The sequence below is a fragment of the Nocardia sp. KT25-26 genome (assembly GCF_056627695.1).
In genome coordinates, this window is the sequence record NZ_CM152813.1 from 1,634,855 (window position 1) to 1,652,528 (window position 17,674).

General features: G+C 67.7%; 19 protein-coding genes. 15 read left to right on the top strand and 4 right to left on the bottom strand.

All coding sequences use genetic code 11. The features are described 5' to 3' along the window. Positions 1–13 precede the first annotated feature (13 nt). The 3 genes from AC1HFH_RS07400 to AC1HFH_RS07410 form a co-directional block, all read right to left on the bottom strand. A complete protein-coding gene (locus AC1HFH_RS07400) occupies positions 14–1,006 on the bottom strand; it encodes an AurF N-oxygenase family protein (RefSeq protein ID WP_480246682.1) in 993 nt (330 codons plus the stop codon). A gap of 87 nt (positions 1,007–1,093) precedes the next feature. Then, the gene (locus tag AC1HFH_RS07405) at positions 1,094–2,017 is read right to left on the bottom strand and encodes an SMP-30/gluconolactonase/LRE family protein (protein WP_480246683.1); all 924 of its coding nucleotides are present in this window, start codon (positions 2,015–2,017) and stop codon (positions 1,094–1,096) included. A gap of 247 nt (positions 2,018–2,264) precedes the next feature. Further along, entirely contained in the window at positions 2,265–2,876 is a 612-nt protein-coding gene (locus AC1HFH_RS07410) for an NADPH-dependent FMN reductase (protein ID WP_480246684.1), read from the bottom strand. A 105-nt stretch (positions 2,877–2,981) separates the two neighbouring features. On the opposite strand from AC1HFH_RS07410, the gene AC1HFH_RS07415 reads away from it, so the two are divergent. Next, positions 2,982–3,170, top strand: coding sequence for a hypothetical protein (locus AC1HFH_RS07415; protein WP_480246685.1), 189 nt, complete (start codon positions 2,982–2,984; stop codon positions 3,168–3,170). A gap of 256 nt (positions 3,171–3,426) precedes the next feature. Next, positions 3,427–3,765 carry an SMI1/KNR4 family protein gene (locus AC1HFH_RS07420; protein ID WP_480247761.1) on the top strand — a complete coding sequence of 113 codons (339 nt, stop codon included), beginning with the start codon at positions 3,427–3,429 and terminating at the stop codon, positions 3,763–3,765. A 112-nt stretch (positions 3,766–3,877) separates the two neighbouring features. On the opposite strand, the gene AC1HFH_RS07425 is transcribed toward AC1HFH_RS07420, so the two are convergent. Beyond that, entirely contained in the window at positions 3,878–4,300 is a 423-nt protein-coding gene (locus AC1HFH_RS07425) for a hypothetical protein (RefSeq protein WP_480246686.1), read from the bottom strand. A gap of 269 nt (positions 4,301–4,569) precedes the next feature. On the opposite strand from AC1HFH_RS07425, the gene AC1HFH_RS07430 reads away from it, so the two are divergent. The 13 genes from AC1HFH_RS07430 to AC1HFH_RS07490 all read left to right on the top strand — a co-directional run bounded on the left by AC1HFH_RS07430 (position 4,570) and on the right by AC1HFH_RS07490 (position 17,668). Beyond that, entirely contained in the window at positions 4,570–5,424 is an 855-nt protein-coding gene (locus AC1HFH_RS07430) for a helix-turn-helix domain-containing protein (protein WP_480246687.1), read from the top strand. Positions 5,425–5,500: 76 nt separating this feature from the next. Then, complete coding sequence (gene prfB, locus AC1HFH_RS07435) at positions 5,501–6,619, top strand: peptide chain release factor 2 (RefSeq protein WP_480246688.1); 1,119 nt, start codon at positions 5,501–5,503, stop codon at positions 6,617–6,619. A gap of 46 nt (positions 6,620–6,665) precedes the next feature. Further along, entirely contained in the window at positions 6,666–7,538 is an 873-nt protein-coding gene (locus AC1HFH_RS07440) for a mechanosensitive ion channel family protein (protein WP_480246689.1), read from the top strand. After that, positions 7,510–7,680, top strand: a complete 171-nt coding sequence (locus AC1HFH_RS07445; RefSeq protein WP_480246690.1) for an Rv3103c transmembrane domain-containing protein — start codon at positions 7,510–7,512, stop codon at positions 7,678–7,680. The genes AC1HFH_RS07440 and AC1HFH_RS07445 overlap by 29 nt, the downstream gene beginning before the upstream one ends. A gap of 72 nt (positions 7,681–7,752) precedes the next feature. Beyond that, positions 7,753–8,433: a cell division ATP-binding protein FtsE gene (gene ftsE, locus AC1HFH_RS07450; RefSeq protein WP_480247762.1), complete on the top strand. Its 681-nt coding sequence runs from the start codon at positions 7,753–7,755 to the stop codon at positions 8,431–8,433. Next, positions 8,433–9,335 (top strand): permease-like cell division protein FtsX, encoded by a 903-nt coding sequence (gene ftsX, locus AC1HFH_RS07455; protein WP_480246691.1) that lies wholly within the window; start codon positions 8,433–8,435, stop codon positions 9,333–9,335. The genes ftsE and ftsX overlap by 1 nt, the downstream gene beginning before the upstream one ends. 104 nt (positions 9,336–9,439) lie before the next feature. Then, positions 9,440–10,840, top strand: a complete 1,401-nt coding sequence (locus tag AC1HFH_RS07460; protein WP_480246692.1) for an acyl-CoA dehydrogenase family protein — start codon at positions 9,440–9,442, stop codon at positions 10,838–10,840. 28 nt (positions 10,841–10,868) lie between these two features. Further along, positions 10,869–12,086, top strand: a complete 1,218-nt coding sequence (locus AC1HFH_RS07465; protein WP_480246693.1) for an acyl-CoA dehydrogenase family protein — start codon at positions 10,869–10,871, stop codon at positions 12,084–12,086. A gap of 139 nt (positions 12,087–12,225) precedes the next feature. Next, positions 12,226–13,017 (top strand): histidinol-phosphatase, encoded by a 792-nt coding sequence (gene hisN / locus AC1HFH_RS07470; RefSeq protein WP_480246694.1) that lies wholly within the window; start codon positions 12,226–12,228, stop codon positions 13,015–13,017. Positions 13,018–13,355: 338 nt separating this feature from the next. Beyond that, positions 13,356–15,134 carry a DNA helicase RecQ gene (recQ, locus tag AC1HFH_RS07475; RefSeq protein ID WP_480247763.1) on the top strand — a complete coding sequence of 593 codons (1,779 nt, stop codon included), beginning with the start codon at positions 13,356–13,358 and terminating at the stop codon, positions 15,132–15,134. Between the two features lie 51 nt (positions 15,135–15,185). Then, positions 15,186–15,425 (top strand): hypothetical protein, encoded by a 240-nt coding sequence (locus tag AC1HFH_RS07480; protein WP_480246695.1) that lies wholly within the window; start codon positions 15,186–15,188, stop codon positions 15,423–15,425. Positions 15,426–15,524: 99 nt separating this feature from the next. After that, positions 15,525–16,037 (top strand): MarR family winged helix-turn-helix transcriptional regulator, encoded by a 513-nt coding sequence (locus AC1HFH_RS07485; protein ID WP_480246696.1) that lies wholly within the window; start codon positions 15,525–15,527, stop codon positions 16,035–16,037. Beyond that, positions 16,034–17,668, top strand: coding sequence for an MDR family MFS transporter (locus tag AC1HFH_RS07490; RefSeq protein ID WP_480246697.1), 1,635 nt, complete (start codon positions 16,034–16,036; stop codon positions 17,666–17,668). The genes AC1HFH_RS07485 and AC1HFH_RS07490 overlap by 4 nt, the downstream gene beginning before the upstream one ends. Positions 17,669–17,674: the final 6 nt, after the last annotated feature.

A 17,674-nucleotide genomic window follows, 5' to 3' on the forward strand; every position in this document is an offset into this window, starting at 1 on the left:
TCGTTTCGCACGTTCACGCCGCGGCCCGCACCGGTTCGCTCCGATACCGCGTCGCCTTACCGGCGATGCCGAATGCCCGCCAGGTCAGCTTCGACACCGGGTTCATCAGCCCGGTGTGCTCGGCCAGGGCCCGCACATCGCCGAAAATGTTGCGCAGCGTGGCCTGCGATTCCGGCTGCCGCCAGTACAGATCCCGGATCACCGACTTCGGGATGTCGAAGCGCTCGAGGAACTCCTTCGGCGGCGACATGATCATGTCCGCCATCACCCGCATCGTGAACGGGAACAGCAGGGACAGGGCGAACCGGGTGGCCGGATGCATCTTCGGAACGTTCTGCATCAGCTTCTGGTGCGCGAACGAGATGTGCCGGGCCTCCTCGGCCACATGGATCGCCATCACCCGCTGCATGATCGGGTGCAGGTTCGCGCTGCCGCGCAGGATCTCCTTCTGCATGTGGTCGATCGGCTCCTCGCCGCCGAGCACCATGGTGAAGAACAGTTCCGGGAAGAACTTCACCGACGGGGTGATGAAGACGGCGCCAAGGAGGCGGTCGATCGGGCCCATGCCCACGACGTCCCGGTGACCGATCCGGTCGATCATCTCCTGGAACATCATGGTGTGGTTGCATTCCTCGGCGACCTCGTGCGTCACGTAGCGGAACTCGGGGTCGTTGTTGTCGAGGTTGAACGCGTACAGCGTGAGCGCCCGGATCAGCAACTGCTCGAAGTTCAGGCCGACCTTGGCGATCCCGGCCTGACGCCACATGCCGATCTCGATCTGCCGCTCCACCGGCTGCGCCTGATACCAGGGGTGCCGGCCCAGCGGGTCCTCCACGGGCAGGATCCAGCGCGGATCGTCCGGGGTGATCGCGTTCTCGGGGGCATCCCAGTCGATATCCACGAACGGGTCGAAATGCCGATGGACCGACGCCTCGGACAGTCCCTGGAGTGCGTCGTGGTACGCCGCGGTCGCGGCGTCGATGGGGGCGGCGGCGGACAGCGTCATCGGTGTCTCCTTCTCTTTGAAGCCACCCCCGAGATTAATGAGACTCCGAGTCCCACACAAGTCCTGTCGGGCGATCCGATCCGGGTGTCACGTTGCCGGCGGAGGCATGATGCGGACCACGGTGCCGAGGAAACTCGTGGCATACAACGACTGCGGATCCCAGCCGACGCCGCCGAAACGCACCGAACTGGTGAGTGGCAGGCCGGTGGCGACCGGGCAGGTCCTGCCGTCGGCGGGGTCGACGCGGTGCACCTGCCCGAGCCCGTTGAGCGCGACATAGAGCGAGCCGCCCGGCCCGATCGCGATGTCATCGGCGCTGTTCAGCGGCCCGAAACCGGGCAGTTCCAGGGTGGCGGCCGCCACCTCGGGCCGATCGATGTCCAGGACGGTGATCGTGGTCGGTTCCACGAAGGTCTGGGCGACGTACAAGCGGTGGGTCGCGTCGTCGTAGGCCAGTCCGTTGGGGGATGCCAGTCCGGGCGGCCCGTAGGGCGCCACGGTGCCGTCCGCCGTGGCTCGGTGCAGCCCGCCCCGGATGTCGTTGCTGACGACGAACGATCCGTCGCCGAGCCGGGCCAGCCCGTTCGGCATCGGCAGTCCTTCGGCGACCACACGGGTTGTCGCACTCGGCAGGTCGACCGCGGTGATCGTGCCGTGGCGGCCACCGGTGACACCGGAGACGAAAGTGTTGCCGGTATTGAGATAGGCCGTCGGCCCGTCGACCACGATCCCGCCCGGCCCGTCGACCGGTGTCACCGTGCCACGTTCTCCGTCCGGTGTCAGCCGGCGGAGCGCGCCGTCGCCGGACAGGCTCATCTCGGACAGCAACATGCCGCCGTCGCCGGTGAAGGCAAGGTTCTCCAGCGGCCCGAACCCCTGGGCCACCGTCTCGGTGGCCCAGGGCGTGCACGAACCCGGATCCGGGGACGCCGTCGTGGGCCCTGATCCGATCAGGCCGGCCGACAGCATCGCGGTGAACAACACCGCCGTACGACGGGGTCCGTCTGTCATCGTCTTTCCTCACTCGCCCGGTCGGGCCCCGATGGAACCGCCTGCTGACCGGCCAGTCTGCCGTATTGGGCAGCTCGTGGCGGTGCGAAGTGGCGAATGCAGGCGCTGGTGACATACCGGTCCGACCGAGACGGTGCGTTCGACGCGAACAGGTGGCGCTCGGGACACGGCTGCGGTCCTGCCGGGCGCAGCCGACCCGCGGGCTGAGTGGAGAGTCGGAGTTGCCGCCGAGTCCGGGTGGTTCGGGTCAGGCAGCCACCACCGTTGCGCGGGCCGCGCGCAACGCGCCTGCCCACCACTGCAATCGGTCCAGCATGATCCGCGCCTGTTCGATCGGCTCCGCCGGTTCCCGCAGTCTCCCGGCCTCGTCGAACAACAGGTAGTAGCGCGGGAAGCCGACATACTCACGGACGGTGTGCGCGTCGAGCTCGGTGAACACCTGCCGCAGGTGTTCGATGGCGAGCAGGCCGCCGGTACCGCCGCCGTAACCGACGAAGCCGACGGCCTTCGACTGCCACTGGGTGAAATGCCAATCGATGGCGGCCTTCAGTGCGGCAGGGTAGCTGCGGTTGTAGTCGGGGGTGACGACGACGAATGCGTCGGCCTCCGACAGCCGCTGGGTGAGGTCGGCCATGCCCGCCGGGCGCGGCGGGTCGGGGTCCATGGCCGGCGGGACAGCGGGCAGCGCCAACGGCAGCTCGGCGTCGGCCAGGTCGATCACGTCGATATCGAAGATGCCGTGGGCCCGCGCCTGCTCGGTGAACCAGGAGGTGACTACCGGGCCGAAGCGGCCCTCGCGGACGCTGCCGGTGACAACGGCCAGTTGCATCGGGGTCTCGGTCATGGAGGTTTCGTTCATGGCATCGAGCATCGACCGCCGGAGCTGCGTCAGGGAGGCCGCCCGGAGGGTGGTAGTGGCAGGGGCACCCTGGCCGGGGTCCGGGTGAGTAGCGTCGGTGTGGTGATGAGTGAGAACGAGCTCGGACTGTTCCTGCGGAATCGGCGCGAGGCGGTCTCACCTGCCGATGCCGGGCTGCCTGCCGGTCCGCGCCGGCGCACCCCGGGGCTGCGCCGGGCGGAGGTCGCGATGCTGGCCGGGGTGAGATGTCGGTTACACACTCCTCGAAGTCCGGGCAACGGGGAGACAGCATGAGCCTGCCAACGCGGATCGGATGCGCGACCACGTAGTCCGTCTGCGCATCCTTTAGTGCCGAAAGAGCTGCACCTGGACGAATCCCCCTGCGATGCGAGTTCGAGGCCGTAAGAGCCATCACTGATTGTGTTCGCCTCGTGGCAGGATCTGGCACATGTGGAAGGACCTGATCGCCGGACTTTATGCAGATGCCGAATTCGAACCACCGGCTTCCGACGCCGAGATCGATCAGATCGAGCGGCAACTCGGTCAGCCGGTGCCGATCGAATTGCGGGATCTGCTGCGGCACACGAACGGTGCGCAGGCCGAGTGGGGGTCCGGGGTGGTGTGGTCGGCTCAGGAGATCATCGATCAGAACATCGAGTTCCGACGCGACTCCGAATTCGCCGAGCTGTACATGTCCTTCGACCGGCTGATGTTCTTTGGCGACAACGGCGGTGGGGACCAGTTTTGCTTCGTCCGGCTGCCATCTGGACATGACACCGGGGTGTATGTGTGGGATCACGAGTCCGATGACCGCAAGTTTGTCGCCAGTTCGTTGACCGACTACCTGCAACGGCGGGCTGGTGCGGAGGGCGACGACTGGTACCAGTGACCGCGTCATGCGTTTCGCATAGATGACCGCCCACGAAACATCCTTAATTGCCGTATACCGCTCGGTTGCGTGTGCTCCTGGAGGCGGCCCGGCCGACACACGCTCATGCCGATTATGTGTTGCCGATGCGGTGTACCGACCTGCGACAGGCTTCCCGTACCAGTGGGCTTACAAAGAACATCTCTTCGGGAGCCGAGGCCTCCGGGCACGCCCAGTACTCGAGCCGCTGCGCGATTCCTGGTGCCTGCGTGGCTTTCCATACCGCGACCAGAGCGTCTACCAACGGCTCGGTTCGTTCCGGCTTATCGTCCTGTGCCGCCGTGATGAGCAGATCCTCCTCGGCAGACTGGAGGACCAGATCCAGCAACCAGAAACTCAGCTCCCAGTCGGTCTTGTTCGCGAGCAGCAGGCAAACGAATTCATCGAGCCGTTCGGGATCGGACACCTCGTTTGGCCAGTCCTGCATCCAGTCTGCATGCGCAATGTCGACTAGCAGCGCCACTCGCGAGGCCGAATCCTCGCCTGGATAGATCATGGAGCTGAAGGTAGCCAATGACGCGAACTTTGGCGATGGAGTTGGTGTCGACGCACTTCGCGGGATCTCCCTAGCTGAAAGCTGCTTGGACACAACGCATCAACAGTCGTTCGCAGGCCACCGCTCGGTGCGATTGCTGTCAATGAACATCTGCTTCTGCCGCTTACCGCGTGACCTGACCAACCTCTCCGACCCAGCAAGGTCGCCCGGAGGGTGGTAGTGGCAGGGGCACCCTGGCCGGGGTCCGGGTGAGTAGCGTCGGTGTGGTGATGAGTGAGAACGAGCTCGGACTGTTCCTGCGGAATCGGCGCGAGGCGGTCTCACCTGCCGATGCCGGGCTGCCTGCCGGTCCGCGCCGGCGCACCCCGGGGCTGCGCCGGGCGGAGGTCGCGATGCTGGCCGGGGTGAGCGTCGAGTACCTCATCCGGCTGGAGCAGGGCCGGGACCGGCATCCGTCGGCATCGGTGCTGTCCGCGCTCGCGGATGTGCTGCAGCTGCGCCCGCGGGAGCGGGTGCACCTGTACCGGCTCACCAAGGGTAGTGCGGGCTACTCCTGTAAGGGGGAGTTCGCACCGAATCGCACGGTCCGGCCGACCGTCCGGGCCATTCTCGACCATCTGGATCCGGCGCCCGCCGCGATCACCAACCGGTTCACCGAGGTGCTGGCCTGTACGTCCGGATACCGGCGGCTGTATCGCGATGCCGGCCTGTTCGATCAGGAGGAACCGGCCAACATCGCCCGTTTCGTGTTCGGGCATCCGGGTGCCCGGGAGATCTACCCGGATTGGGATGCGGCCGCCGACAAGCTGGTGGCTGCGCTCAAACAGGGCCCGTTCCGGGCCGATCCGATCGTGGCGGCGCTGGTCGACGAGCTGACCGTGACCGCAGGCCGGGCGTTCACCGACCGTCTCGAGCGGCTACCCGGGTTGCCGCCCTCCGGTGGGGTCACCCGACTGGTTCATCCGGAGGCGGGGAATCTGCGCCTGGCCTACGAGACGCTGGACCTGTCGGTCGACGACGACCAGTCGTTGTATGTCCTGCTGCCGGCCGACGACGCGACCGCCGCGGCCCTGGATCGCGTGGTCGGCCGCCGCCCGGGCGGCCTGCGCTCGATCGCGAGCTGAGGGCCGGATCCGGCCGCCGGGCGTCCACTGCACCACCGGCGCGGCGGGCCGCCGGAATCCGGTAGCCTTGGGCATCGTGCATCCTGACGTCTCCGCTGATCTGGCCGAACTCGACACCACTCTCAAGACGGTCGAGTCGGTTCTCGATATCGAGGAACTGCGCCGCCGCATCGACGAGCTGGAGCATCAGGCCGCCGACCCCGAGCTCTGGAACGACCAGGAACACGCCCAGAAGGTGACCAGCGAGCTCTCGCACTCCCAGGGTGAGCTTCGGCGGGTCGAGGCGCTCCGGCAACGGCTCGAGGACATGCCGGTGCTCTACGAGCTCGCCGAGGCCGAGGAGGGCGACTCGGCGGCCGAGGCGCTCGCCGACGCCGACGCCGAGCGGGTTGCGCTGCGCGCCGATGTCGAGGCGATGGAGGTGCGCACGCTGCTCTCCGGTGAATACGACCAGCGTGATGCGCTGGTCAACATCCGCTCCGGTGCCGGTGGCGTGGATGCCGCGGACTGGGCCCAGATGCTGATGCGTATGTACGTGCGGTGGGCGGAGCGGCACAAGTACACCGTCGAGATCTACGACACCTCCTACGCCGAGGAAGCCGGCATCAAGAGCGCCACCTTCGCGGTGAAGACCCCGTACGCCTACGGCACCCTCTCGGTGGAGATGGGCACGCACCGCCTGGTCCGGATCAGCCCGTTCGACAACCAGGGCCGGCGGCAGACCTCGTTCGCCGAGGTCGAGGTGCTGCCGGTGGTGGAGACCACCGACCACATCGATATCGCGGAGTCCGACGTCCGGGTCGACGTGTACCGCTCCTCCGGGCCCGGTGGGCAGAGCGTCAACACCACCGACTCGGCGGTGCGCCTGACACACATCCCGACCGGCATCGTGGTGACCTGTCAGAACGAGAAGTCGCAGCTGCAGAACAAGATCGCGGCGATGCGCGTGCTGCAGGCCAAGCTGCTGGAACGCAAGCGCCAGGAGGAACGCGCCCAGATGGATGCGCTCAAGACCACCGAAGGTGCGTCCTGGGGCAACCAGATGCGTTCCTATGTGCTGCACCCGTACCAGATGGTCAAGGATCTGCGCACAAACCACGAGGTGAACAACCCGACCGCGGTGCTCGACGGTGATATCGACGGTTTCATCGAATCCGGTATCCGGTGGCGGATGCGCGAACAGGCCGAGGTCTGACGGTCCCGGCGCCCGGCTCCGGCGTTGAACAATTGAAGGTGAGACAGTGAACGACCTCCTGGCGGCCGGTTCCGGCGCGGAGTTCACCACTTGGCTGCGCTCCAGTGGCCTGGAAATCGTGCTGCTGATCGTCGGCACCGTGCTGTTCGCCCGGTTCGTGACGTTCGTCCGGGACCGGATCACCGGCCGGATCGACCGTGGCTTCCGGTCCAGCGATTCACTGGTCCGGACCGAGGCCGCCAAACACCGGCATTCGCTGGCCCAGGTGATCTCCTGGGTGCTGCTCAGCATCGTCTACGTGCTGGTCGGCATGGAGGTGCTGGACCGGCTGGGTTTCCGGGTCGGTGGTCTGGTGGCGCCGGCCGCGGTACTCGGTGCGGCCCTGGGTTTCGGCGCACAGCGCATCGTCCAGGACATCCTGGCCGGATTCTTCCTGATCACCGAACGTCAGTATGGATTCGGTGATGTGGTCGAGATCGCGGTACTCGGCTCCGCGGAACCGGCCGAGGGCACCGTCGAGGACGTCACCCTGCGGATCACCACGCTGCGCAATTCCGACGGCGAGGTGATCACGGTTCCGAACGGCCAGATCGTGAAGGTCGTCAACCTGTCCAAGGACTGGGCCCGGGCCGCGGTGGATGTGCCGGTGGCCGCCACGGCCGACGTGAACAAGATCAACGAGATCCTGCACGACGTATGCGCGAAGGCCTATCAGGACCGCCGGTTGAAAACGCTGCTGCTCGACGAGCCGACAGTGATGGGAATCGAGGATCTCGGCCTCGATCAGATGAATATCCGCCTGGTTGCCAGAACGTTGCCGGGTAAGCAGTTCGACGTCAAACGCGAACTGCGTACCCGGGTCGCGGCGGCCCTGCGTCGGGAAGGTCTCAGTGAAACTGCGCAAGCCGAATCTCCGTAAGTCGACCGCCGCACTGCTCGCCGCCTGGGTGGCCACATTCGCCCTGTACGTCATGGTGAAGCCCGAGAACGCCGAGCAGACCGCGCCGGCATCCCTGCTGAACGCCGTACCGACCTGGAACAACCCCGACACCGGGCAGTGAACCTGCCCCGCGGCGTGCTCGCTCCCGCCGCCGCGGTCCGGTTGCTGGCTAGACTGGCTTTCCGTGATCACCATGCGGAACGTCAGTAAGTCGTATGACTCCTCGACGCGTCCCGCGCTGGACGGGATCTCCGTCGATGTGGACAAGGGCGAGTTCGTCTTCATCATCGGACCGTCCGGATCGGGAAAGTCGACCTTCCTGCGACTGCTGCTCAAGGAGGAGAAGCCTTCGGCCGGTGAGATCCGCGTCGCCGATTTCCGGGTGGACCGGCTGCCGGGGCGCAAGGTGCCGAAACTGCGGCAGCGAATCGGCTGTGTATTCCAGGATTTCCGGCTGCTGCAGCAGAAGACCGTGGAACAGAACGTGGCGTTCGCACTCGAGGTGATCGGCAAGCGCCGGCAGTTCATCGAGCGCACCGTGCCGGAAGTGCTGGACATGGTCGGCCTGGCCGGTAAGGGTGGGCGGCTGCCCTCCGAACTGTCCGGTGGTGAGCAGCAGCGGGTGGCGATCGCGCGTGCCTTCGTGAACCGCCCATTGGTGTTGCTGGCCGACGAGCCGACCGGCAATCTGGATCCGGACACCAGCGCCGACATCATGGCGCTGCTGGAGCGGATCAACCGGACCGGCACTACGGTGCTGATGGCCACCCACGACAACCACATCGTCGATGCGATGCGGCGCCGGGTGGTGGAGCTGGACCGCGGCCGGCTCGTCCGCGACGAAGCGACCGGTGTCTACGGGGTGGGGCGATAATGCGACTGAGTTTCCTGTTCCAGGAGGTCGGCGACGGCCTGCGCCGCAACATCACCATGACGATCGCGATGGTCCTGACCACCGCGGTCTCGCTGGTGATGCTCGGCGGCGGGCTGCTGTCGGTCCGGATGGCCGACAAGACCGAGAACTTCTTCATCGACCGGCTCGAGGTGCGGTTCTATCTCGACGAGAACATCTCCGAAACCGATCCGGACTGTGCGGCCGAACCCTGTGCATCGTTGCTGACCGATATGAAGCAGACGTCCGGGGTGGAGAGCGTGCAGTACGTCAGCCGCGCCGACGGCCTGGCCGAGGCCAAGGAACTGTTCGCCGACTATCCGGAGATGGTCGCGGCCATCGAGCAGAGTCCGCTACCGGCCTCGCTGCGGGTGAAGATGACCGACGCCGATCAGTACCAGCACATCTACGACACCTTCGCGACCCGCGAGGGCGTGCAGATCATCGACAACGACAAGGAGTTCGTCGACCGGCTGGTCAGCCTCTTCGATGGGCTCCGCAACGGTGCCTTCGGGCTGGCGCTGGTGATGGCCCTGGCTGCGATGCTGCTGGTGCTGAACATGGTGCAGATCGCCGCGTTCACCAGACGCACCGAGGTCGGCATCATGCGCCTGGTCGGCGCGACCCGGTGGTACACGCAGCTGCCGTTCCTGCTGGAAGCGGTGCTCGCCGCGGCGGCCGGTGCGGTGCTGGCGGTACTCGGCCTGGTCCTCGCCCGGCCGCTGGTGATCGATCGGGCCCTCGGTCCGCTGTTCGACAGTAACGTGTTCCCCCGGATCACCGGCGACGATATCGCGGTGGTGGCGCTGACCATCGCGCCGGTGGGCGTCGTGTTCGCCGGGATCACCGCCTATCTGACGCTGCGCTACTACGTGCGGGAGTAGCCGGTAACCGACGATGGACGCGCTTCTTACTCCGCAGTAAGATATTCTTACTGCGGAGTAAGATAGGGCCTCGGCACGGACGGCCCGACCATCGAGGAAACCAGGTGATGATGAGCACTCGAGACAGCGCGACGAAGCGGCGTCCGACCGGTTCGGACAGCGCGGTGGGCCTGAGCCGGCCCAAGCGCGACTGGATGGGCACCGCGATGCGTGCCCTGACCACCTTCACGGGGTCGGAGCTGGCGGACAAGTACAATCTGCGCAAGCCCGTCGAACGCGTCACCTACGAGGGCACCAAGACCGGCTTCCGTACCCTCGGCGCGGCCACCCGGGCATTCGGCAAGGTCGGTGGTGGCGGTAAGCCCAAGCGTCTGGTCGACAACGAGGCCAAGACCAAGGACTACTTCGACCTCACCCCCACCGACGAACAGCAGATGATCACCGAGACGGTGAAGGAGTTCGCCGCCGAGATCCTGCGCCCGGCCGCCCACGACGCCGACGCCGAGGCCGCCGCGCCGAAGGATCTGCTCGAGCGTGCCGCCGAGCTGGGTATCACGCTGATCAATGTGCCCGAGGAGCTCGAGGGCGCCGCCGCCGAGCGCGGCGCCGTCACCAACTCCATGGTCGCCGAGGCGCTCGCGCACGGCGATATGGGCCTGGCGCTGCCGATCCTGGCGCCCAGCGGTGTCGCGGTCGCGTTGTCCCAGTGGGGCACCGACGCCCAGCAGCAGACCTACCTCCCGGCCTTCACCGGCGAGAACGTGCCGCAGGCTTCGGTGGTGATCGCCGAACCGCGTGCCCTGTTCGATCCGTTCGCCCTGCAGACCAAGGCCACCCGCTCGCCGAGCGGATACCGGCTCAACGGTGTGAAGAGCCTCGTCCCGGCCGCCGCCGACGCCGAACTGTTCCTGATCGCCGCCGAACTCGACGGCCGTCCGGCGCTGTTCATCGTGGAATCCGACAACCCGGGCCTGGTGGTGGAGGCCGACCCGAGCATGGGGCTGCGCGCCGCGGGTCTGGGCCGGCTGATCCTGGAGGACGTCGCCATCGGCGCCGATGCCGTCCTCGGCGACGGTGACGGCACGTCCCGGGCGCAGGACTACGCCGACGCGGTGCATCTGGCCCGGCTCGGCTGGGCGTCCCTGGCCGCCGGTACCGGCCAGGCCGTGCTCGACTACGTGGTGCCCTACGTGAACGAGCGTGAGGCGTTCGGCGAGCCGATCTCGCACCGGCAGGCGGTCGCCTTCATGGTCGCCAACATCGCGATCGAGCTCGACGGCATGCGCCTGGTCACCCTGCGCGGCGCGTCGCGGGCCGAGCAGGGCCTGTCCTTCGCGCGGGAGGCCGCGCTGGCCCGCAAGCTGGCCACCGACAAGGGCATGCAGATCGGCCTGGACGGCGTCCAGCTGCTCGGCGGCCACGGCTTCACCAAGGAACACCCGGTCGAGCGCTGGTACCGCGATCTGCGGGCCATCGGCGTCGCCGAGGGCATCGTCCTCATCTGAGTCCGACTTCTTCCAGGAGACCCCAGACATGATCAACCTCGAACTCCCCAAGAAGCTGCGGGCCAGCGCCAACCAGGCCCACCAGGTCGCCTCGCAGATCTTCCGCCCGATCTCGCGCAAGTACGACCTGGCCGAACACGAGTACCCGGTCGAGCTGGACACCATGGCCGCCATGGTGGAGGGCCTCGCCGATTCCGGCACCCAGAAGATCGGCGGCGCCGCCGGTGGCCGCGGTGACGAGGAACTGTCCACCGATATCGTCACCAACGCCAACGGCGGCAATATGTCGGCGCTGCTCAACGCCCTGGAAACGTCCTGGGGCGATGTCGGCCTGATGCTGACCATCCCTTACCAGGGCCTGGGCAATGCCGCCATCGCGGCGGTCGCCACCGACGAGCAGCTGGCCCGGTTCGGCAAGGTGTGGGCCTCGATGGCGATCACCGAGCCGGCCTTCGGATCGGACTCGGCCGCCGTATCCACCACCGCCGTGCTGGACGGCGACGAATGGGTGCTCAACGGCGAGAAGATCTTCGTCACCGCCGGTGAGCGGTCCACCCACATCGTGGTGTGGGCGACCGTCGACAAGAGCCTGGGCCGCGCGGCGATCAAGTCGTTCGTGGTGCCCCGGGACGCACCGGGCCTGTCGGTGGCCCGCCTCGAGCACAAGCTCGGCATCAAGGCCTCCGATACCGCCGTGCTGCTGCTCGAGGACTGCCGGATCCCGAAGGACAATATCCTCGGCAGCGCGGAAGTGAACGTGGAGAAGGGTTTCGCCGGGGTCATGCAGACCTTCGACAACACCCGTCCGCTGGTGGCCGCGATGGCGATCGGTGTCGCTCGCGCCGCGCTCGAGGAACTGCGCACCGTACTCACCGAGGCCGGTGTGGAGATCTCCTACGACACCCCGGCGATGAATCAGCATGCGGCCGCGGCCGAATTCCTGCGGATGGAGGCCGATTACGAGGCCGCCTACCTGCTCGCCCTGCGGGCGGCCTGGATGGCGGACAACAAGAAGCCGAACTCCCTGGAAGCGTCGATGTCCAAGGCGAAGGCCGGCCGCACCGGCACCGATGTCTCGCTCAAGGCGGTCGAACTGGCCGGTTCGCTGGGCTATTCGCAGCGTCTGCTGCTGGAGAAGTGGGGCCGCGATTCGAAGATCCTCGACATCTTCGAGGGCACCCAGCAGATCCAGCAGCTCATCGTGGCCCGCCGGGTACTGGGCAAGACCTCGGCCGAGCTGAAGTAGGTCGCGGTAGCGCCGGTGACCGCCCGGGCCACTTCGGTGGTCCGGGCGGTTTCGTGCTGCCGGGAGCCGCGCCGCCCGGGTTTCCGCCCGGCGGGGTGGCCCGGTCCGTGCCACCGGGTCGCGGACTAGAGTTTTCGGTGTGGCTGCCTACTCTTCCGATCTGGAACTCGCGCTGCGGCTGGCCGATGCGGCCGATGCGATCACCCGGGCGCGCTTCGGCGCCCTCGACCTGAAGGTCGATGCGAAACCCGACCTCACGCCGGTCTCCGACGCCGATCTGGCGGTGGAGCGGGAGCTGCGCCGGCTGCTCGCCGACGAACGGCCGGACGATGCCGTGCTGGGGGAGGAGTTCGGTGGTGCGGCCGAGTTCACCGGGCGGCAGTGGGTGGTGGACCCGATCGACGGCACCAAGAATTTCGTCCGCGGTGTTCCGGTCTGGGCCAGCCTGATCGCCCTGCTCGACGACGGGGTGCCCATGGTGGGCGTGGTCGCTGCGCCCGCGCTGGGGCGGCGCTGGTGGGCGGCGGCCGGGTCGGGCGCGTGGACCCAGGTCCACCCCGGTGCCCCGAAGCCGATCTCGGTATCGGCGGTCGGCGATCCGGAATCGGCGAGCCTGGCCATCTCGAGCCTGTCCGGCTGGCGTGATCGCGGTCTGCGTGATCAGCTGATCGACCTCACCGACGAGGTCTGGCGGGTCCGCGGCTACGGCGACTTCTTCAACTACTGCCTGCTCGCCGAGGGCGCGGTGGATATCGCCACCGAACCCGAGGTGTCGCTGTGGGACCTGGCGCCGCTGGACATCCTGGTCCGGGAGGCCGGTGGCGTGTTCACCGCCCTGGACGGCCGCCCGGGCCCGCACGGTGGCGACGCCCTGGCCACCAACGGCCTGCTGCACGATGCGGTGCTGGCCCGCCTGCAGCCGGTGAAATAGCCGGTCGAAGGCTTCGGCCGGTTCGTTCGGTGCCCGGCCGCACAGGTCGGCCGGGCCGAACGAGGCGTCGGACGGTGGTTGTGCACAGGTGCGCAGCTTCGGCTGTGGCCCGGATCGGGCTGCGCTTCGGGCGCGTGCGGTCGCGGCGGCGCTCGTAGGATGGCCGGGTGCGCGATCCCGACTTCCCCGAACCTGACGACGGCGGTGCCTATCTCTGCGAGGCGGACCTGGCGGGCCCCGAGGAGGACTTCCACTTCGACGACCTACCCGCCGCGCAACCCGGCCGGGCAGGCGCCGCCGGATACACCGGCGCCGACCCCCTGGAAGTGCTGCAGCGGGTGTTCGGCTACGACAGTTTCCGGGGCGATCAGGCGGCGATCGTGGACCACCTGGTCGGCGGCGGTGATGCCCTGGTGCTCATGCCCACCGGCGGCGGGAAGTCGCTCTGCTATCAGATCCCGGCCCTGGTGCGGCCCGGCGCCGGTGTGGTGATCTCGCCGCTGATCGCGCTCATGCAGGACCAGGTGGATGCCCTGAGCGCGCTCGGGGTGCGCGCCGGATTCCTGAACTCGACCCAGTCGCCGGACGAACGCCGCACCGTGGAAGCCCAGTTCCGAGCCGGTGAGCTCGATCTGCTCTATCTCGCCCCCGAGCGGCTGCGCCTGGAATCGACCGCGCAACTGCTGGCGCAGGGGCAGGTCGCGCTCTTCGCGATCGACGAGGCGCACTGCGTCTCGCAATGGGGTCACGACTTCCGGCCCGACTACCTGCAGCTGTCGGTGCTGCACCAGCGCTGGCCCGAGGTGCCGCGTATCGCACTCACCGCGACCGCCACCGCCAGAACCCGCGACGAGATAATCGAACGCCTCGACCTCGGCTCCGCACAGCGGTTCGTGGCCAGTTTCGACCGGCCCAACATCCGGTACCGGATCGAGCCCAAGAACCGGGCCGATCGGCAACTGCTGGAGTTCATCCGCACCGAGCACGCCGGTGATGCGGGCATCGTCTACTGCCTGTCCCGGAACTCGGTCGAGAAGACCGCGGCGATGCTGAACGAGAACGGGGTACGCGCCGTCCCGTACCACGCCGGTCTGGACAACCGGACCCGCGCCGATCATCAGGCCCGCTTCCTGCGGGAGGACGGCCTGGTGGTGGTCGCCACCATCGCCTTCGGGATGGGAATCGACAAACCCGATGTCCGCTTCGTCGCCCATCTCGACCTGCCGAAATCCGTGGAGGGCTACTACCAGGAGACCGGTCGCGCCGGCCGCGACGGCCTGGACTCCACCGCGTGGATGGTCTACGGCCTCGCCGACGTGGTGCAGCAGCGCAAGCTGATCGACTCCGGCGACGGTGATGCAGCACACCGTCGGCAGCTGCAACTGCATCTGGACGCCATGCTCGCGCTGTGCGAGGCGGTCAGCTGCCGGCGGGCGCAACTGCTGGCGTATTTCGGGGAGACCGCGCAGCCGTGCGGCAACTGCGATGTCTGCCTGAACCCGCCGCAGACCTGGGACGGCACGGTGGCCGCGCAGAAGCTGCTCTCGGCGGTGCTGCGGTTGAAGCGAGAACGCGGACAGTCGTTCGGTGCCGGCCAGGTCATCGATATCCTGCTCGGCAAGCGCAACGCCAAGATCACCCAGCATCGCCACGACGAGCTCAGCGTGTTCGGGGTCGGCGCCGATCTGCGGGATACCGAATGGCGCGGTGTGGTCCGCCAGCTGCTGGCCTGCGGTCTGCTCGCCGTCGAAGGGGAGTACGGCGTGCTCGCCCTGACCGAGGCGAGCAACGAGGTGCTCTTCGAGGGCCGCACGGTGCCGCTGCGCAAGGAGCCCGAGCGGGTGGTACCGGCGCGGCGGTCGGCACCCGCGGCCAAGGCCGCGGCGGACCTGGCAGTCGAGGATGTGCCGGTGTTCGAGAGCCTGCGCAGCTGGCGGGCCGGTGCCGCCAAGGAACAGGGCGTGCCCGCCTACGTGGTGTTCCACGACGCGACCCTGCGCGAGATCGTGTCCCGGAAACCGGCCACCCTGGCCGAACTCGGTGCGGTCGGTGGTGTCGGGGAGAACAAGCTCGCCCGCTACGGTGAACAGGTGCTCGCCGTACTGGCCCAGAACTGAGCCGATACCGGAACGATTACGCGCCGATCGCCCACCGGGCAAGTGGCGGTCGTGGCCGATAGCGTGATCGGCATGGGCAACGGCGACGACGACGAGTTCGAACGCCCGGAGGAGGCCGAGGACGCCGATGCGCGGCCGACCCGCCGGGCGCCCGAACCGGTCGTCGATGTGAGCTGGCTGGGGGTGGGCCGGCGTCGTCGTCGGCGGGTGCACCGGCATCTGCGCCCGTCGACGCTGCTCCTGCTGTTGATCTTCGTGGCTGCCGCGCTGTTGTACTTCGTGCTGCCCTGACTCGACCGCCGCCCGGCTGTCGGCGACCTCTCACCGATATTTAGTTGATTCGCGCAAGCAACTAATATAACTTGATTAGCGCAAGCAATTATCTATCGGATGGTGTTGGGAGTCGGGATGGCCGTGTCACCCGCTACAGCTCGAGATCTGACCAGCGAACTCTTCCTGATGGGCCGGGCGATCCGGACCGCCGTCGCGCATCCGGACGACGGCCGACTGCTGCCCGGCGGCATCGCCGTCCTGGTGGCGCTCGAGGACGCGGGACCGACCCGGCAGGTCGACCTGGCCGCTCGGCTGTGCATCAGCGCTTCGGCGCTGAGCCGGCACGTCGCCGAACTGGTGACCGCGGGCTACCTGGGCCGCCGGTCCGACCCCGCCGACGGGCGGGCCACCCTGCTGCAGATCACCGACGAAGGCCGGGACCTGCTGCGCGGGGTCCGCACCGCCCGGGCGCACCGGCTGCAGGCCGCACTCGCCGACTGGGACGAAGCCGAGGCGGCACAGGCCTGCGTCGTCGTCGGCAGGCTCCGCGACGCGCTGACCGCACACATCCGCACAGACCCGCACCGTGTCACCACGGCAGATCAGGCAGAGGAAGTCGGAAACAGATGACGAGTTCAACCGAGGCGGTGACCCAGCGGGATCCGTACGCCATGTCCCACCGCGAAATCCTCGAAGCGATGACCGGCCTGCTGGCGGCGCTGTTCACGGCGCTGCTCAGCACCACCATCGTGGCGACCGCCCTGCCGACGATCATCGGCGATCTGCAGGGCTCCCAGACCGCGTACGCGTGGGTCATCACCACCGCACTGCTGGCCAATGCCGCCTCCACCCCGATCTGGGGCAAACTGGCCGACCTGTTCAACAAGAAGACCCTGGTCCAGTCCGCGATCGTGATCTTCGTGATCGGCTCGGTGATCGCCGGTTTCGCCCATTCGGTCCCCGTGCTGCTGGTTGCCCGGGTCGTGCAGGGCCTCGGCATGGGCGGGCTGACCGCCCTGGCCGTCGCGATCATCGGCAGTATCGTCGCACCGCGGGAGCGCGGACGGTACTCCGGGTACATGGGCGCCACCATGGCCGTCTCGATGTCCGGCGGTCCGATTCTCGGTGGCGTGATCGTGGACAGCCCGCTGGGCTGGCGCTGGTGCTTCTTCGTCTGCGTGCCCCTGGCAGTGATCGCGCTGGTGCTGCTGCACCGGACCCTGCGGCTGCCGACCGAACGCGCCGAGGACGTCTCCATCGACTGGCTCGGCGCCGTCCTGCTGACCGCAGGGGTCTCGATTCTGCTGATCTGGGTGTCCTTCGCCGGGAAGGCCGGACACTACGAGTGGTTCTCCCGCGAATCGGCGCTGTATGTCGGAACCGGTGTGCTGCTGCTGATCGCGACGCTGTGGGTGGAATCGCGGGCGAAGTCGCCGATCGTGCCGCTGCCGATCGTCACCGAACGCACCACCGGCCTGGCGATCATCGCTTCCGTCGCCGTCGGGATCGGCCTGTTCGGAGCCACCACCTTCCTCGGCCAGTACTTCCAGACCGCGCGCGGTTACTCGCCGACCGTGGCCGGGGTGCTGACCATTCCGATGGTGGCCGGCATGTTGATCGCCTCCGTCGGTTCGGGACAGCTGATCACCCGGTTCGGCAAGTGGAAAGGCTTCGTCGTCACCGGGGCGGCGGTGCTGGTCTTCGGTTTCGCGCTGCTGTCCACCATCGACCATGCGACGAACCTGTGGCTGGTCGCCGGCTACATCGTGCTGGTCGGCCTGGGGGTCGGCATGCTGATGCAGAACCTGGTGCTGGCCGTGCAGAACACCGTGAGCGTGCACAACATCGGCGCCGCGTCCAGCAGCGTCGCGTTCTTCCGCACCTTCGGTGGTGCCATCGGTGTCTCCGTACTGGGTTCGGTGCTGGCCACCCGGGTCGGCGAGCTGTCCGCGGCAGGCTTCGCCCGGCTGGGTATCCACCCCGAGGCATCCGGGGGCAGCAACCTCGATCTCGACGCACTGCCCGCGCCGATCGCCACCATCGTGCGGGCCGCCTACGGCGACGCCACCGGGCGGATCTTCCTGATCGCGGCTGCCGCGGCCGTGGTCGCGGTGGTGGCGACGCTGCTGCTGCCCAACCGGCCGTTGCGCACCACCATCGATATCGATCCGACCCTGGACCCGATGCGGGCGGAGGACGACTCGACCGAGTCGGCGACCGAGGCCCGACCTGGGAATAATCCGGTTGCCCGGTCGCTCTAAGGTTGG

Coding starts and splice junctions, on each gene's coding strand:
- AC1HFH_RS07490 (WP_480246697.1), top strand. CDS start 16,034: ATGACGAGTTCAACCGAGGCGGTGACCCAGCGGGATCCGTACGCCATG.
- AC1HFH_RS07400 (WP_480246682.1), bottom strand. CDS start 1,006: ATGACGCTGTCCGCCGCCGCCCCCATCGACGCCGCGACCGCGGCGTAC.
- AC1HFH_RS07485 (WP_480246696.1), top strand. CDS start 15,525: ATGGTGTTGGGAGTCGGGATGGCCGTGTCACCCGCTACAGCTCGAGAT.
- AC1HFH_RS07430 (WP_480246687.1), top strand. CDS start 4,570: ATGAGTGAGAACGAGCTCGGACTGTTCCTGCGGAATCGGCGCGAGGCG.
- ftsX (WP_480246691.1), top strand. CDS start 8,433: ATGCGACTGAGTTTCCTGTTCCAGGAGGTCGGCGACGGCCTGCGCCGC.
- AC1HFH_RS07465 (WP_480246693.1), top strand. CDS start 10,869: ATGATCAACCTCGAACTCCCCAAGAAGCTGCGGGCCAGCGCCAACCAG.
- AC1HFH_RS07410 (WP_480246684.1), bottom strand. CDS start 2,876: ATGAACGAAACCTCCATGACCGAGACCCCGATGCAACTGGCCGTTGTC.
- AC1HFH_RS07415 (WP_480246685.1), top strand. CDS start 2,982: ATGAGTGAGAACGAGCTCGGACTGTTCCTGCGGAATCGGCGCGAGGCG.
- AC1HFH_RS07405 (WP_480246683.1), bottom strand. CDS start 2,017: ATGACAGACGGACCCCGTCGTACGGCGGTGTTGTTCACCGCGATGCTG.
- ftsE (WP_480247762.1), top strand. CDS start 7,753: ATGCGGAACGTCAGTAAGTCGTATGACTCCTCGACGCGTCCCGCGCTG.
- AC1HFH_RS07425 (WP_480246686.1), bottom strand. CDS start 4,300: ATGATCTATCCAGGCGAGGATTCGGCCTCGCGAGTGGCGCTGCTAGTC.